Origin of the sequence: Paraburkholderia caribensis, from assembly GCF_002902945.1 — a bacterium.
Classification (GTDB): domain Bacteria; phylum Pseudomonadota; class Gammaproteobacteria; order Burkholderiales; family Burkholderiaceae; genus Paraburkholderia; species Paraburkholderia caribensis.
The window spans coordinates 2,884,742-2,900,340 of the sequence record NZ_CP026101.1 but is presented as its reverse complement, the minus strand read 5'-3'; the positions used below and the strand labels follow the sequence as shown (position 1 = coordinate 2,900,340).

General features: G+C 62.5%; 10 protein-coding genes. 7 read left to right on the top strand and 3 right to left on the bottom strand.

Annotation, left to right across the window (positions count from 1 at the left end; translation table 11 throughout):
* The first annotated feature begins 196 nt into the window (after window positions 1-196).
* The 4 genes from aspT (C2L66_RS12815) (at window position 197) to C2L66_RS12800 (ending at window position 6,920) form a co-directional block, all read left to right on the top strand.
* On the top strand, window positions 197-1,885 hold the full coding sequence (gene aspT, locus C2L66_RS12815) for an aspartate-alanine antiporter (RefSeq protein WP_060599740.1): 1,689 nt from the start codon (window positions 197-199) through the stop codon (window positions 1,883-1,885).
* A gap of 206 nt (window positions 1,886-2,091) precedes the next feature.
* Window positions 2,092-3,777, top strand: a complete 1,686-nt coding sequence (aspT, locus tag C2L66_RS12810; protein WP_060599741.1) for an aspartate-alanine antiporter — start codon at window positions 2,092-2,094, stop codon at window positions 3,775-3,777.
* A 123-nt stretch (window positions 3,778-3,900) separates the two neighbouring features.
* Complete coding sequence (locus C2L66_RS12805; RefSeq protein WP_054928838.1) at window positions 3,901-5,550, top strand: bifunctional aspartate transaminase/aspartate 4-decarboxylase; 1,650 nt, start codon at window positions 3,901-3,903, stop codon at window positions 5,548-5,550.
* A 146-nt stretch (window positions 5,551-5,696) separates the two neighbouring features.
* Entirely contained in the window at window positions 5,697-6,920 is a 1,224-nt protein-coding gene (locus C2L66_RS12800; protein ID WP_060599742.1) for a pyridoxal-phosphate-dependent aminotransferase family protein, read from the top strand.
* A gap of 861 nt (window positions 6,921-7,781) precedes the next feature.
* Here C2L66_RS12800 and C2L66_RS12795 read toward each other — a convergent pair.
* A complete protein-coding gene (locus tag C2L66_RS12795) occupies window positions 7,782-8,993 on the bottom strand; it encodes an MFS transporter (protein ID WP_054928835.1) in 1,212 nt (403 codons plus the stop codon).
* A gap of 398 nt (window positions 8,994-9,391) precedes the next feature.
* Here C2L66_RS12795 and xdhA point away from each other — a divergent pair, with 398 nt between their 5' ends.
* The 3 genes from xdhA to xdhC are packed head-to-tail and all read left to right on the top strand — an operon-like array spanning window position 9,392 to window position 13,907.
* Complete coding sequence (gene xdhA / locus C2L66_RS12790; protein ID WP_060599743.1) at window positions 9,392-10,909, top strand: xanthine dehydrogenase small subunit; 1,518 nt, start codon at window positions 9,392-9,394, stop codon at window positions 10,907-10,909.
* 30 nt (window positions 10,910-10,939) lie between these two features.
* A complete protein-coding gene (gene xdhB / locus C2L66_RS12785; RefSeq protein WP_060599744.1) occupies window positions 10,940-13,294 on the top strand; it encodes a xanthine dehydrogenase molybdopterin binding subunit in 2,355 nt (784 codons plus the stop codon).
* Between the two features lie 22 nt (window positions 13,295-13,316).
* Window positions 13,317-13,907, top strand: coding sequence for a xanthine dehydrogenase accessory protein XdhC (gene xdhC, locus C2L66_RS12780; RefSeq protein ID WP_060599745.1), 591 nt, complete (start codon window positions 13,317-13,319; stop codon window positions 13,905-13,907).
* A 474-nt stretch (window positions 13,908-14,381) separates the two neighbouring features.
* On the opposite strand, the gene C2L66_RS12775 is transcribed toward xdhC, so the two are convergent.
* Together C2L66_RS12775 and C2L66_RS12770 are read right to left on the bottom strand one after the other, a co-directional pair.
* Window positions 14,382-14,636 (bottom strand): hypothetical protein, encoded by a 255-nt coding sequence (locus tag C2L66_RS12775; protein WP_060599746.1) that lies wholly within the window; start codon window positions 14,634-14,636, stop codon window positions 14,382-14,384.
* Complete coding sequence (locus C2L66_RS12770) at window positions 14,636-15,586, bottom strand: hypothetical protein (protein WP_060599747.1); 951 nt, start codon at window positions 15,584-15,586, stop codon at window positions 14,636-14,638. The genes C2L66_RS12775 and C2L66_RS12770 overlap by 1 nt, the downstream gene beginning before the upstream one ends.
* Window positions 15,587-15,599: the final 13 nt, after the last annotated feature.

Sequence of the window (15,599 nt, the reverse complement as noted above, 5' to 3'; positions counted from 1 at the left end):
CACCGAACGCGCCGTGATGGTCCGACGTCAAGCCGTCGGCATGGCGCTTTTCATTCCGCTTCGAATAAAGCCGGTTAATCCCGGGTGAATATTCGCGCGCGCTTCCATTAAACGCGACTAATAGCCGTGCGGATTATCGCGGCCCTGATTTTTAAAAATATTCATACAACGATCCGCTCTGCCGGGAAATCCGAACATGGTCGCCGAATTGCTTAAGTCTCAGCCGGAGATTGCGCTGTTCGCGAGTCTTGCACTCGGATATCTGATTGGCTCGTTCAAGATCGGCCCAATCCAGCTGGGCGGCGTGTGCGGCACGCTGATCGTGTCGCTGCTGCTCGGGCAGACGGGCGCGCGCATCAGCCCCGACCTCAAGAACATCGCGTTCGCGCTGTTTATCTTCGCGCTCGGTTTCACGGGCGGGCCCCAATTCTTTGCCAACATCGGGCGCGGCTGGCGCTACGGGCTGCTGTCGGTGGTCGAGATCGTCTCGGTGCTCGCGCTCGTGATGCTCGCCGTCTGGCTGCTGCATCTCGATCCGGGTACGGCGGCCGGCCTGCTGGCCGGGGCGGCGACGGAATCGGCGGTGATCGGCACGGCGTCGGAAGCCGTCGCGAAACTCGGCCTGGCCGAGGCCGAGACGTTGCGCCTGCAGGCGAACATCGTGACCGCCTACAGCGTCAGCTATCTGTTCGGACTTGTCACGATCGTCCTTTTCACGAGCCAGTTCGCCGCGTTGCTGTTGCGCGTGAATCTGCGCGACGAAGCCGAGCGCGTGTGGCGGCAACTCGGCGGCGGCGACGCGCTCGGCGACGGGGAGCGGCTCGCCGCGCCCGCGCTGGTGGGACGCGCGTTCAGCGTCGGTCCGGCAGCAGGCGTCCCAATCGGCGCCTTCGAGGCACGCTACGGCCACAACCTGACAATCGAGCAGATCGAGCGCGGCGGCGCGCCGCTGGCTGTCGCGCCCGATCTCGTGCTGGCGGCGGGCGATCTCCTGCTGGTCGGCGGACGGCGCGAGGCGCTGGTTGCGGCTGCGCCGTCGCTTGGCGAGGAAGTCGCGTCGGGCCATCACTTCTCGACAGCGCTCGCCGACATGGTCGACGTGGTGCTCACGCGCAAGGACGCGCATGGCGCGACGATTCGCCAGCTGCGCGAGCGCGCCGACCCGGAGCAGGGACGCGGCATCTACATCGCGGCCGTCACGCGGCTGGAGTCGCGCGTGCCCGCGCTGCCCGGCACCGAGCTGAACCGCGGCGACGTGCTGACGCTGGTCGGCGCAAAAGCCGACGTGCTGCGCGGCGCGCGGCGGCTCGGCTACCTGCTGCCCGCCACCTTGAAGACCGACTTCGTCTATCTCGGCCTCGGCGTGCTGATCGGCATGGCGATCGGGCGGCTGTCGGGCACTTTCGGCGGCGTCACGCTCGCGCTCGGCACGGGCGGCGGGTGTCTGCTGTCCGGGCTGCTGTTCGGCTGGATCCGTTCCCACTATCCCGTCATTGGCTCTCTGCCGCCCGCCGCCGCGCAAATCCTCAAGGACTTCGGACTGGCCACCTTCATCGCCGCCGTCGGGCTGTCGGCCGGGCCGGATGCGATCAAGCTGGTGCGCGAATACGGCCTCGCGCTGCCCGTTGCCGGAATTCTGATGGTGCTGGTGCCGGGCCTGCTGTCGCTGTGGATCGGCCGGATGTTCCTGAAGCTCGACGCGCCCATGCTGCTCGGCGCGATTGCCGGCCAGCAGTGCAGCACGCCAGCGATCAGCGCGCTAGTCGGCGTGACGGGCAATTCGACGCCCGTGATCGGCTACACGATCACCTACGCGTTGTCGAACATCCTGCTGCCGCTGATGGGTCCCGTCGTCGTCGGGCTGGCCGCGCAGTTCGCGCGCTGATGGGCGCGATCGGCTTGGCCGGCGCGGGAGGCGCGGGAGTCGTGGGATTGAGAACGGGCAAGGCAACCGGAAGCGAATAACAGCAATATCGAAATGCCTATGTGAGCCGTCAGGTTTGCGCGGGCAGGGGTTGCAGACGGTAGTGCCACGTCGTCTGCTGCATTTCGCCGCGGCTTGCCCGCGCGCGTTTTTACTGAGAGGGCACGATGGAATTGATACACAGCATTTTTCACAAGTCACCCGAAATAGCGTTGTTCCTGTCGCTGGCGGTGGGGTACTTCATCGGTCAGATCAAGTTCGGCAAGTTCCAGCTGGGCGGCGTCGGCGGGTCGCTGCTGGCGGCCGTCGTGATCAGCCAGGCGGGCGTGTCGATCGACAACGGCGTGAAGGCGGTGATGTTCGCCGTCTTCATCTACGCGGTCGGTTACGACTCGGGACCGGGCTTCTTCAACTCGTTGAATCGCAAGACCTTGCGCGAGATCGCAATGGCGCTGTTCCTCGCCGTCTCGGCGCTGATCACCGTCATCATCTGCGCGAAGATTTTCCATCTCAACAAGGGGCTGGCGGCAGGCCTCGCGGGCGGCGCGCTCACGCAGTCGGCGATCATCGGCACGGCGGGGGATGCGATCGCGCGTCTCGGCCTGCCCGCCGAAGAGGTGAAGTCGCTGCAGTCCGACGTGGCGATTGCGTACGCGGTGACCTACGTGTTCGGCTCGCTCGGCGCGATCATCGTATGCGTGAACATCCTGCCCAAGTTCATGGGCCGCGACCTGCGCTCGGCCGCGCTCGACGCCGAAGCGAAGCTCGCGGGCGGCACGCCGTCGCGCGCGCCCGGGCAACTGGCGGCGCTGCCCGAACTGGTCGGGCGCGCGTTCAAGGTCGGGGCGGGGGCGGGGCGCAAGGTGTCCGAGATCGAAATGGCCGCGCAGGACTTCGTGTCGATCGAAAAAATCCGGCGCGTCGGCAAGGAGATCGAGCCGGGGCCGAACGTCGTGCTCGCGGCTGACGACGTCGTGCTCGTGGTCGGGCGGCGCGAGGGCATGGTGCCCATCGCGCCGAAGATCGGCACCGAAATCTCCGATGTCACCGACGTCAGCGCCGTCATGCAGACACGCCAGGCCGTGTTCACCGCAAAAGGCCTGAACCACACGACGATCCAGAAGGTGCGCGAAACCGTCGACCGCGATCTGCGCCACGGCGTGTTCCTCGAAAGCATCACGCGCGTCGGCCAGCCGGTGCCGATCCTGCCCGAGACGAAGCTCGAGCACGGCGACGTTCTCACCTATTTCGGCTCCGCGAAGGACACGAAACGCGCCGTCGAGGCGACGGGCTACGAGTTGCCGTACTCGATCAAGACCGACTTCATCTACATGGGCGTCGGCATGGTCGTGGGCCTGCTGATCGGGCTGATCGTCATCAATGTCGGCGGCGTGCCGCTCACGCTCGGCTCGGGCGGCGGCTGTCTGCTCGCGGGTCTGGTGTTCGGCTGGATGCGCGGCAAGCATCCGATGTACGGCGTGATGCCGCCCGCCGCGTCGCGGCTGTTGCAGGACTTCGGGCTGGCGGCGTTCGTTTCGGTGGTCGGGCTGAACTCGGGGCTGCAGGCCGTGACGACGATCAAGGAGTTGGGCCTCACGATCTTCCTGCTCGGCGTGTTCGTGACGCTATTCCCGCTGCTGCTGACGATGGTCTTCGGCCGTTACGTGCTGCGCTACGACAACGCAGCGATTCTGGCGGGCGCGCTGGCCGGCTCGCGCAGCGCGAACCCGGCGTTCGGCGGCGTGCTGGACAAGGCCGAAAGCGCCGTGCCGACCGTGCCGTTCGCGATTACGTATGCGATTGCGAACGTGCTGCTGACGTTACTGGGACCGCTCGTGGTCGGGCTGGTCTGAGCTCGCGCGCCGACAGGCCGCGCCCTGTCGGCGGAACCGATTATCAGGACGGTAGCCGGCGCCCTGGACGGGCCATTGCCCGCGACGCGCCGGCGCATTTCCCCTTTCACTGGAGGACGCATCATGGCGAAGGACAACAAAGGCAAAGACCAGGCAGCGTTGCAGGCGCTCAGCCCGTTCGAACTGAAGGATGAGTTAATCAAGGCGGCGGGCGGCGGCGCGGTCGAGCGCCCGGCCAATGCCTCGATGCTGAACGCCGGCCGCGGCAACCCGAACTTTCTCGCGACGATTCCGCGCCACGGCTTCTGGCAGCTCGGTCTGTTTGCGATGCGCGAGTCGGAGCGCTCGTTTGCGTATATGCCCGAGGGTGTCGGCGGTTTTCCGAAGCGCGAAGGACTGGCCGAGCGCTTCGAGCTGTTCCTGCGCGAGAACAAGGGCGTGCCGGGCATTGCGTTTCTCGCGGGTGCCGTGTCGTATGTGCGCGATCAGCTAGGCCTGTCGGGCACGGATTTCCTCTATGAGATGTGCGAGGGCATTCTCGCGTCGAACTACCCGGTGCCCGACCGGATGCTGAAGCTGTCGGAGGTCATCGTCGGGCAGTATCTGCGGCGCGAGATGATTGGCAAGTATCCGTTCGTCGGCGAGTTCGACATCTTCGCTGTCGAAGGCGGCACGGCCGCGATGACGTACATCTTTAACACGATGAAGCAGAACCATCTGATCAAGGCGGGCGACACCATCGCGCTTGGCCGCCCGATCTTCACGCCGTACATCGAGATTCCGACGCTCAACGACTACGAGCTGAACGTCGTCAATCTGGACGCCGCTGTCGAGAACAACTGGCAATACTCGAAGTCCGAGCTGGACAAGCTGCGCGATCCGAAGGTGAAGGCGTTCTTCCTCGTGAACCCGAGCAATCCGCCGTCGGTGAGGATCAGCGACGAGAGCCTCGAATACATCGCGCAGATCGTCAAGGAGCGCCCCGATCTGATCCTGCTGACGGACGACGTGTACGGCACCTTCGCCGACGACTTCGTATCGCTGTTCGCGCTCGCGCCGAAGAACACGATTCTCGTGTATTCGTACTCGAAGTATTTCGGTGCGACGGGCTGGCGGCTGGGCACGATCGCGACGCACAAGGACAACATCCTTGACCGGCTGATCTCCGAACTGCCGAAGGACGTCAAGAAGATCTTGCATCATCGTTACGAGTCGATCACGACCGAGCCGGACAAGCTGAAGTTCATCGACCGGCTGGTGGCCGACAGCCGCACTGTCGCGCTGAATCACACGGCGGGGCTGTCGACGCCGCAGCAGGTGCAGATGGTGCTCTTCTCGCTGTTCTCCCTGATGGACACGCCGGATGCGTACAAGGACGCGCTCAAGCGCCTGATCCGCAGCCGCAAGCGCGCGCTCTACGAAGAGATCGGCATTGCGTTCGACGAGAAGGACGCGAACCAGGTGGACTACTACTCGATCATCGACATGGAGTACTTCGGCGAGCGTGCGTACGGCCGCGAGTTCGTCGACTGGCTGCTCAAGCACACGGAGGCGTCGGAGCTGCTGTTCCGTCTGGCAACCGATGCGCGGGTCGTGCTGCTGCCGGGCATGGGCTTTGGCACGAAGCATCCTTCGGGGCGGGTGTCGCTCGCGAATCTCAACGAGTCCGACTACCGCAAGATCGGACGCGCGATCCGCAAGCTCACGGATGAATACGTCGAACGATACAACAAGGAGACGGGCAAAAACGTCCAGCGCAAAGAGGTCAAGTGACAATCTGGCAGGGGAAGACCGGGATGCATCTCTTGCGCAATCGGACATATGAGTGAATGATCGAAAGACGGCCCGCCGCGCGCAGGTGTTGCTGCGCGCGGCGGGCCGTTTTCCTGTTCCTGTTCCTCGTTCCATGCGTTCCGATCATGACCATTACAACGTCCAACGTCGTTCCCTGTCCTGAAGTCGAATCGCTCGACGCGATTCTTCCCGAAGAGCCCCTCCTGATGATGGGCGCTGGTCCCGTGCCGATTCCCGCCGCCGTCGCGAAGGCCAATGCGATCGTCATCAACCATCTGGGCAACACGATGGCCAAGGTGGTGGGACAGGTGAAGACGATGGCGCGCTACGTGTTCCAGACCAATTCGAAGTGGGTGCTGGGCGTGGCGGGGCCGGGCTCGGCGGCGATGGAAATGGCGATTTCCAATCTTGCGTGGCAGGGTACGCGGGTGCTGAGCATCAAGAACGGGTTTTTCAGCGCGCGGATGGCGGAGATGGGCCGGCGCGTCGGCGCCGAGGTGTCGCTGCTGGAAGTGGGCGACCGTGCGGTCGCGACGCTCGAGCAGGTCGAGGAAGCGATCCGGCGCACGCGCCCGGAGATCGTGACGATCGTGCAGGGCGAGACGTCCAACACCGTCTGGAATTATCACTTGAAGGACATTGCGGCGCTGGCGAAGAAGGCGGGTGCGCTGGTGGTCGTCGATGCTGTCTGCACGCTGTCGACGATGCCGCTCGAAATGGATGCCTGGGGTATCGATGCTGTGATTACGGGTGGGCAGAAGGGTTTGTCATCGATTCCGGGTGTTTCGCTGATCGCGTTTTCGGATGCGGCGTGGGAGCGGGTGAAGGGGCGACCGCATGCGAGTGCGCATTGGTGTCTCGATGCGTCGCTGGCTGAAAACTTCTGGCACAACGCGGGGTATCACTATACGGCGCCCGTGTCGGGCGTGCTTGCGCTGCATGAGGCGTTGCGGCTTGTTTGCGCGGAGACGCTGGAGAAGCGTTTTGCCCGGCATTTGAAGTGTTCGCTTGCGTTGCAGGCGGGGATTAGTGCCATGGGCCTGGCGTTGTTTGCGCCGGCTGAGTGCCGGTTGAATTCGGTTGTCGGGATCGAGGTGCCCGTTGGGCAAAAGGCCGGGCTGACGCCGGCGGATATTTGCGCCCATATCTCGCGGTTTCATCAGGTTGAGATTTCGGGCTCGTTTGGGTTGCCTATTGTGCGGATTGGGCAGATGGGCGAGCAGGCTCGCGCTCATAATCTTTTTCGTACGCTGCATGCGTTTGGTAGGACTATGGTTGAGCTCGGGGTTGGTGTTGATTTGCCGGCTGGGGTGGCGGCGCTTGAGCGTGCGCTGGCTGGGAGGGATTGAGGTTTTTTTGTCTGTCGACGCTTTTGGTGGTTTTGCTTGTGTTTGCTTCTGCGCTGGCATCCTTGGCTTGCCTTTGCGCTGGCATCCGCGATGCGTTATCTCGCTTCAGGCGTCGCCCCTGTGCGGGGCGGCACCTACTTTTCTTTGCCGCCGCAAAGAAAAGTAGGCAAAAGAAAGCGGCTCACACCGCCAGCGCTTGACGTTTACCCACGGGCCCCCAACGGCCCCGCGCTTCATACAGCAGTGCCCTTGGCCAGTGCCCGTCGCCAACGCTTCGAATGAACGCCTCACCCGCTTCAAATACCCGTACCCGGTCAAGCGTCAGCGAATGGTATGTGCCGCCCAGGTGGCAAACTGTGTGTAGGTTGTCGCGTCGTATAGCTCGGCGCTCTTACAAGGTGGGATGCGTGCGCTATCGGTCCGGAGTGGTGCGCGTATGGCGCGAAAGCCGACACACAGTTTGCCACCTGGGCGGCGGCAGACTGTCTGGCGCGGCGTGCTGTGACGCGGGTATATGAAGCGGGTGAGGCGCACGGAGAGAGCGTTGGCAACGCAGGTGAACAACTGCGCTGCCATGTGAAGTGTGGGGACGTTGGGGGCCCGTGGGCAAGAAGAAGAGCTGGCGGTGTGAGCCGCTTTCTTTTGCCTACTTTTCTTTGCGGCGGCAAAGAAAAGTAGGTGCCGCCCCGCACAGGGGCGACGCTTGAAGCGAGATAACGCATCGCGGATGCCAGCGCAGACATAAGCAAACCAAACCAGCCGCGCTACAAAGCCAACCCCAACCCAACACCAGCAAACCCAAAAACAACCAAACCGAAAAGCAGAAACCCAAAACCCAAACGCCCGCTGCAAGCGCCAACCTTAGGCCGCCGCAGGCGCATTAGGCGTCCGCGCATTGCGCAAATAAAGCATAGTGGACAGTGCAACAGCCGCCGCAGCGGCAACAGCTGCGAACAGGAACACTGACCCATATCCAAATTCACCAGCGATATACCCGGCCAGCGGCCCCGTAATCCCCAACGACAGATCGAGAAAAACCGAATAAGCCGACAACGCCGCGCCGCGGCTGGCGGGCGGCACAAGCCCAACCGCCTCGACGCCGAGCGCCGGAAACACCAGGGCGAAACCAAACCCGGTCAACGCAGCGCCCGCAAGCGCAATATGCGGCTCCGGCGCAAGCCACAGCAACAGCAACCCAACGCACTCAAAAGAGAACGAAGCGATCGCGACACGAAAACCACCATACGTCTTGATCGTGTTGGCGAACAGCAACCGCGCGCCGATGAACAACGTACCGAACACGGTCAACGACAAAGCCGCATTCGGCCAGTGGTTCGCCGCATAAAACAGCGTGATGAAAGTCGCGATCGACCCAAACCCGGCCGACCCAAGCGCAAGCCCGATACCGTGCGGCAGCACACGGGTAAACACACTGCGATACGACATCCGCTCGCCATGCACAACCGGCACAGCAGCAATCAGGCGCGCCAGATAAAACCCCAGCGCCGCAAGCACAATCACCACAACCCCAAGCGCAAAAAACCCCACGCTATGCGCAATCGCGACGCCCAACGGCGCGCCAATCGCGAGCGCGCCATAGGTCGCGATGCCGTTCCAGGAAATCACGCGAGCATTGTTCGTCGTGCCGACCCGCCCGATGCCCCACAAGATCGCGCCCGTGCCGCACAGGCTCTCGCCGAAGCCCAGCACCAGCCGGCTCAGCACCAGAAGACTAAGACTCAACGTCGGCCACCGGCCAAGCAGCACCGCCAGCAGCAACAGCACGCCGCTCACGCCGCAACCAATCAACCCGATCGTCACCGTCTTCTTCGGCCCAAGCGTATCCGCCGAACGGCCGGCGAGCGGACGCGACGCCAGCGTCGCAAAGTACTGCACGCTGATCGCCAGACCCGCAATCACGGCACTGTAGCCAAGGTCGTCGTGGACGTAGCCCGGCAGTACCGCGAGCGGAATGCCGATCGTCAGATAACAAAGAAACGTGAAAAAAACGACCGGAATGATCTGCAAAGTGGTCGCAAATTCGCTGCGCGGTGTAGCGGAGTCGGCGGACATGGGGAAAACGAGACTTGAATTTGGCGGGAAGCCATGATTTTCCCATGGAACCGATTCACTTGCAGGGTTTGCTTAATAATTTTGCCGCCCAAAAAACGGGCTCGTCGCGTCATCTGACGGTTTTCCATCAATTTTTCTGACACTCGGACACTGCTTTCGTCGGTGTCGCTGCGGCAGCTTTTGTCCGTTTAGAAATAAAACAAACGAATATACTGAGAATAAGACATCACAATATAAGTTCGAGGCTCCGCCGCCGTCTCAATTTATCGCTCCAGCTATATGTCCTCCATGCGATCGGACCTATGGGTTGTGAATATTGATGATGCTACTTTTCGAACCATCAGCCGCACCGTCCGCTCGCCCCACGCGGACGCGAACAACCGAAACGAGCACGAGACATGAGCCAGCCGATCCGCTTCTACCATCGCAACGCGATCCGTGAGATCACCGACGCACCCGTCACCCGCACCGTCCTTCAATACCTGCGCGAAGACGCGCGCTGCACGGGCACCAAGGAAGGCTGCGCGGAAGGCGATTGCGGCGCGTGCACCGTCGTGATCGGCGAACGCAACGACGCCGGCGGCGTCAGCTTCAAGGCCGTCAACGCGTGCATCCAGTTTCTGCCGACGCTCGACGGCAAGGCGCTCTTCACCGTCGAAGACCTGCGCCAGCCGGACGGCAGCCTGCATCCCGTGCAGGAAGCGCTCGTCGAGTGTCACGGCTCGCAGTGCGGTTTCTGCACGCCGGGCTTCGTAATGTCGATGTGGTCGATGTATGAGAAGCACGGCCACGAGCATTCGTGCGCAAACAAGACCGTGCCGGACCGCGCCGATATCGCCAACGCGCTGACGGGCAACCTGTGCCGCTGTACCGGCTATCGCCCGATCATCGAAGCGGCCGAGCGCATGTTCGAACTGCCCGCGCCGAAAGCACCCGTGGACGTGAAGGCGCTCGCCGGCAAACTCGCGGCGCTCGAACGCGGCGAAACCTTCCACTACGAATGCAACGGCCAGCAGTTCGATGCGCCGCGCACGGTCGCCGCCCTCGCGAAGATCAAGGCCGACGCGCCCACCACGCGCATTCTCGCCGGCAGCACCGACATCGGCTTGTGGGTCACGAAGATGATGCGTGACCTCGGTCATATCGTGTACGTCGGCCAGATCTCGGAAATGCAGACGATTCGCGTGACGCAAGACTGGATCGAGATCGGTGCGGGCGTCACGGTCGAACGCGCGTATGCCGAACTGGTGAAGCAATACCCCGAACTCACCGAAATGTGGCAGCGCTTCGCGTCGCTGCCGATCCGCAACGCGGGCACGATCGGCGGCAATGTGGCGAACGGGTCGCCCATCGGCGATTCGATGCCGGGCCTGATCGCGCTAGGCGCGCGCGTCGTGCTGCGCGGCGGCGAGACCGAACGGGAGCTGGCGCTCGAAGATCTGTACCTCGCATATCAGAAGAAGGATATGGCCGAACACGAGTTCGTCGTGGCGCTGAAGGTGCCCGCGCGCAACGAGGCTCGCAAGCACTTCAAGTTCCGTACCTACAAGATTTCGAAGCGCTTCGACTCGGACATTTCCGCCGTGTGCGCCGCGTTCTCGTTCATCGCCGACGGCGAGACGATCCGCGAGCCGCGCATCGCGTTCGGCGGCATGGCAGCGACGCCGAAGCGCGCGGCGCACGCTGAAGCCGCGCTCGCCGACAACGAGTGGCACGAAGCGACTGCGCAGATCGCCATGCTCGCGCTCGCGAAGGACTACCAGCCACTCAGCGATATGCGCGCAACCAGTGACTACCGTCTCGAAGCCGCAACGAACACGCTGTACCGCTTCTGGCTCGAAACGCGCCCGAACAATCCGCTGCAAAAGAGCGCGCTCGATGTGCGCGCGGTATCGCCAGCAGGCGCTGCGGCCTGACGGACAAAAAGGAAACGGAGAACCAACCGAATGAACCAGCAAGCCGAACCGTTCCTGAAGGACGCGAAAGAACTCGCCGAATTCACGCAAGTCCACTTGTCGCGTCCGCATGAATCCGCGCATCTGCACGTCAGCGGCCGCGCCACCTACACCGACGACATTCCCGAACTCGCGGGCACGCTGCACGCGGCGCTGGGCACGTCACCGAAAGCGCACGCGAAAATCCTGTCGATGTCGTTCGATAAAGTGCGCGCGACGCCCGGCGTCGTCGCCGTGTTCACGGCGGCCGATATTCCCGGCCACAACGATTGCGCGCCGATCGTCAAGGGCGACGATCCGATTCTCGCGGATGGCGTCGTCCAGTATGTCGGCCAGCCGATGTTCATCGTCGTTGCGACATCGCACGATGCGGCGCGTCTTGGCGCGCGTCGCGCGGACATCGAGTTTGAAGAACTGCCCGCCGTGCTGACGGCGCAGCAGGCGCGCGCCGCGAACCAGAGCGTCATCCCACCGATGAAGCTCGCGCGTGGCGATGCCGCGTCGAAACTGCAACGCGCCGTGCATCGCGACGCGGGCGAAATGCTGCTGGGCGGCCAGGAGCAGTTCTATCTGGAAGGGCAGATTTCCTACGCGGTGCCGAAGGACGACGACGGCATGCTCGTGTATTGCTCGACCCAGCACCCCACCGAAATGCAGCACCTCGTCTCGCACATGCTCGGCGTGCATTCGCACAATGTGGCGGTCGAGTGCCGGCGCATGGGCGGCGGCTTCGGCGGCAAGGAATCGCAATCGAGCATGTTCGCGTGCTGCGCGTCGCTCGCGGCGTGGAAGCTGTTGTGCCCGGTCAAACTGCGTCCGGACCGCGACGACGACATGATGATCACGGGCAAGCGCCACGATTTCCACTATACGTATGACGTCGGCTACGACGACGAAGGAGTGATCGAAGGCGTGACGGTCGACATGACCTCGCGCTGCGGCTTCTCCGCGGATCTGTCCGGTCCCGTGATGACGCGCGCCGTGTGCCATTTCGACAACGCGTACTTTCTGTCGGACGTCGCCATCGACGGCTTTTGCGGCAAGACGAATACGCAGTCGAATACGGCATTCCGCGGCTTCGGTGGTCCGCAGGGCGCGTTCGCAATCGAGTACATCATGGACGACATCGCGCGCTCGCTGGGCAAGGATTCGCTCGACGTGCGCCGCCGCAATCTGTACGGCAAGACCGAGCGCAACCAGACGCCGTATGGGCAGATCGTCGAAGACAACGTGATACACGAACTCATCGACGAACTCGAAACAACCAGCGATTACCGCCGCCGTCGTGCGGAAGTTCTCGAATTCAACCGCAACAACGAAGTGCTGAAGAAGGGGCTCGCGCTCACGCCTTGCAAGTTCGGCATCGCGTTCAACGTGACGCACTTCAACCAGGCGGGCGCGCTCGTTCATATCTATACCGATGGCTCGGTGCTGGTGAATCACGGCGGCACGGAGATGGGCCAGGGCTTGAACACCAAGGTCGCGCAGGTCGTTGCACATGAGCTTGGTGTGAGCTTCAACCGCGTGCGCGTCACGGCGACGGATACGTCGAAGGTTGCGAATACGTCGGCGACGGCGGCATCGACGGGTTCGGACCTGAACGGCAAGGCCGCACAGGATGCCGCGCGCCAGTTGCGCGAGCGTCTTGCCGCGTTCGCTGCCGAAAAGTTCGGCGCGGGCGAGGTGACGTCAGCGCAGGTGCGTTTCGCGGGCGACTGCGTGCTGGTTGGCGACGCCATCGTGCCGTTCGAGGAAGTGATCGCGAAGGCATATCTCGCTCGCGTGCAGTTGTGGTCCGATGGCTTCTACGCGACGCCGAAGCTCTACTGGGATCAGGCGAAGCTGCAAGGCCGGCCGTTCTTCTATTACTCGTACGGCGCGGCTGTGTCGGAAGTGGTGATCGACACGCTGACGGGCGAAATGCGCGTGTTGCGTGCCGACGCGCTGCACGACGTCGGCGCGTCGCTGAACCCTGCCATCGACGTCGGACAGGTCGAAGGCGGCTTCATTCAGGGCATGGGCTGGCTGACGACGGAAGAGTTGTGGTGGAACGCGGGCGGCAAGCTGATGACGCATGCGCCGTCCACCTACAAGATCCCGACCGTCAACGACACGCCGCCCGATTTCCGCGTGCGGCTCTTCAAGAACCGCAATGCGGAGGACAGCATCCATCGTTCGAAGGCGACGGGCGAGCCGCCGCTGTTGCTGCCGTTCTCGGTGTTCTTCGCGATCCGCGATGCCGTCGCTGCTGTCGGCGACTACAAGGTGAATCCGCCGCTGAACGCGCCCGCGACCGGCGAGGAAATCCTCAAGGCTGTCCGTGCGGTTCGCGCTGCTGGACAGTAAACTTCAGGAGAGGGCGTTCGTCATGATGCACGTTTCGACTGTCGCGCAGACGCCGGTTCAGATTGGCCGGCGCAGCGGCCACGCGACGCAGTTGCCGCCGCCGATGCACATCGTGCTGTTCGGCGCGGGCCATGTCGGCCATGCGCTCGTCGCGCTGCTTGGCCGGTTGCCGTGCGTCGTCCAATGGGTCGACGAACGCGACGAACTGTTCCCCGACGAAGTGCCCGCGAACGTGCAGATCGAAGCGACGGACACGCCCGACGCCATCGTCGACGCGGCGCCTGCCGGCGCGTTCTTTCTCGTGATGACGCACAACCATGCGCTGGATTTCGCGCTTACCGAGCGCATCATGCGGCGGCGCGATTTTGCGTACTTCGGAATGATCGGCTCGAAGACGAAGCGCGTGAAGTTCGAGCGGCGTTTGCTCGATCGGGGTGTTGATCCGCAGAGGCTGTTCGAGATGACGTGCCCGATCGGCGTGCCCGGAATCGTCGATAAGGCGCCGACGTCGATTGCGGTGGCGGTGTGCGCGGAATTGTTGCAGGTGAGGTCGCAGCAGGTTTCGCTGGCAGATCTTGCGTCTGTTCAGGAAGTGCATTGCGTCGACGCGTGATTTACCGAGCGGTTCCTCCAACGGGCGCAGCGGGGTGACTTGCGGCGTCCGTTTTTTTCTCTTCGACAATCTGCGTCTTCTCGCACAGGACGACGATTTCCACTCCGACAGGCGGCTCGATCACGAACAGCACGAGTTTGCTCGGGAGATCGCCGCGTCGATTTCTGCGACCTTTTGATCCGCTCAAGAAGCTTTGTAATCGTGCTGACTGTCAGCCGATTGGACATAGTCGCGTATCTCATCGGCCGAGAACCTGTGAGACGTTGAGAGAAGCACGCGTGACAAGACCTTCTGCAATCCAAAGTCGTTAGCGCGGAATGCCTGCATCCCCGAAAACATCAGCTTGATCCCGCGGGCCGCCAGATTGAGATCGATGCTTACGCTTCGGTCTGTCCTTAATAGGTCACGCTAGTCATCTCGGCGTCGTGTATCGGTGTGTCGAATTCATGTGCGACCTTACCGGGCTGCTCGTTCTTAGAGCGTGATCTTGCTGCCCTTGCCGTCTGTGATCTCAAGAAATTCGCGTAGCTCGGGATGTTGCGTCGCAAACCAGAGAAGGGCGGCGCCGCCAAAGCGGCGCGCGAATTCGTCGCTGATAGGATTGCTTGCCCCAACCTCGTGTTCCATGGCCAGATTCATACGAACATCTTTGAACACGCGAGCATCGACGAATCCTGTTTTGATTGTCGCGGTATCGGGGTCATAGTAAGAAACAAAATATTCGGTCATTAGTAGCCCCTGCATGCCTGGTAGTCCTGGAACGCCTGTTGTTTGCACGCGAGGTAAGTACGCGCGTCGTTGCCGTACATTTTGCTCAAGGCGTTGCAGTATGTCATGCGAGCCTCATACATTGCGTCGCATTCAGCTTCTTCTGCTTCGCTCAGGCCTCGTGCAGCGATGTCGATGACGCTGCTAGCTTCGGACTGGTCAGGTTCGTATCCAAATGGCGGACTGTTCGTGAAAGTTGTGGATGCGTCGCCAGCAAAGGATTTGGCATCCGCATTTCGATCCATAGCGTATTCCGACAGATCAGGCAATCCGTACTTGCTGACCCATCCAGCCCGCGCAAAAACGGGCAGGGTCCCGAGCGGATCGGCCAGCACGGCTGCATGCATGAACTCCACATTGATGCTGTCATTCATGGCGCGTATATCGGCCAAGCTCGGGCCGCCGGCGTTCATCGCTTCGAGCTGGGCCTGGTAGCGGTCGGCGAACGGTACGTCGAAGATATGACTGTAATGGTCTGAGCCCCAGAACGACGACTTTGGATTTTCCGTCACCGACGCCACGCTTCCGACGCGCGCTGGCTCCTGCGCAACCACATGGATGGAACCGTCGCGCACCATCAGTTGCAGCATCTCGACGACTTCGAGATCCGAACCTGACTTCGAAAGGCGCGCGTGCCAGTGAAAATTCGCGCCAAGAAACCGCCGCACGCGACCTACGAGGGCCATGTCTTTTGCCCAGACATCCGAGCGCGCTCGACCGGCGAACTTCTTGCCCGCCTCGATGGCCGTTTGTCCGTCCGCCGTCGACGCAAATTGCACATGCGACGCGTCATCGCTCCGATACATCATGTGGCGATGCCAGGCATCCGTTTTGAGTTCTGTCGCCATGAACCGCCGTCCGCTTTTGAGCAGTGAAACATCGTAGCGAATCAACGGCGGATGGATCGTCATCTTTTGTAAAGAT

What these genes read in the sequence shown, in the direction of transcription:
- aspT (WP_060599740.1), top strand. Translation starts at nt 197, where the DNA reads ATGGTCGCCGAATTGCTTAAGTCTCAGCCGGAGATTGCGCTGTTCGCG.
- aspT (WP_060599741.1), top strand. Translation starts at nt 2,092, where the DNA reads ATGGAATTGATACACAGCATTTTTCACAAGTCACCCGAAATAGCGTTG.
- C2L66_RS12805 (WP_054928838.1), top strand. Translation starts at nt 3,901, where the DNA reads ATGGCGAAGGACAACAAAGGCAAAGACCAGGCAGCGTTGCAGGCGCTC.
- C2L66_RS12800 (WP_060599742.1), top strand. Translation starts at nt 5,697, where the DNA reads ATGACCATTACAACGTCCAACGTCGTTCCCTGTCCTGAAGTCGAATCG.
- C2L66_RS12795 (WP_054928835.1), bottom strand. Translation starts at nt 8,993, where the DNA reads ATGTCCGCCGACTCCGCTACACCGCGCAGCGAATTTGCGACCACTTTG.
- xdhA (WP_060599743.1), top strand. Translation starts at nt 9,392, where the DNA reads ATGAGCCAGCCGATCCGCTTCTACCATCGCAACGCGATCCGTGAGATC.
- xdhB (WP_060599744.1), top strand. Translation starts at nt 10,940, where the DNA reads ATGAACCAGCAAGCCGAACCGTTCCTGAAGGACGCGAAAGAACTCGCC.
- xdhC (WP_060599745.1), top strand. Translation starts at nt 13,317, where the DNA reads ATGATGCACGTTTCGACTGTCGCGCAGACGCCGGTTCAGATTGGCCGG.
- C2L66_RS12775 (WP_060599746.1), bottom strand. Translation starts at nt 14,636, where the DNA reads ATGACCGAATATTTTGTTTCTTACTATGACCCCGATACCGCGACAATC.
- C2L66_RS12770 (WP_060599747.1), bottom strand. Translation starts at nt 15,586, where the DNA reads ATGACGATCCATCCGCCGTTGATTCGCTACGATGTTTCACTGCTCAAA.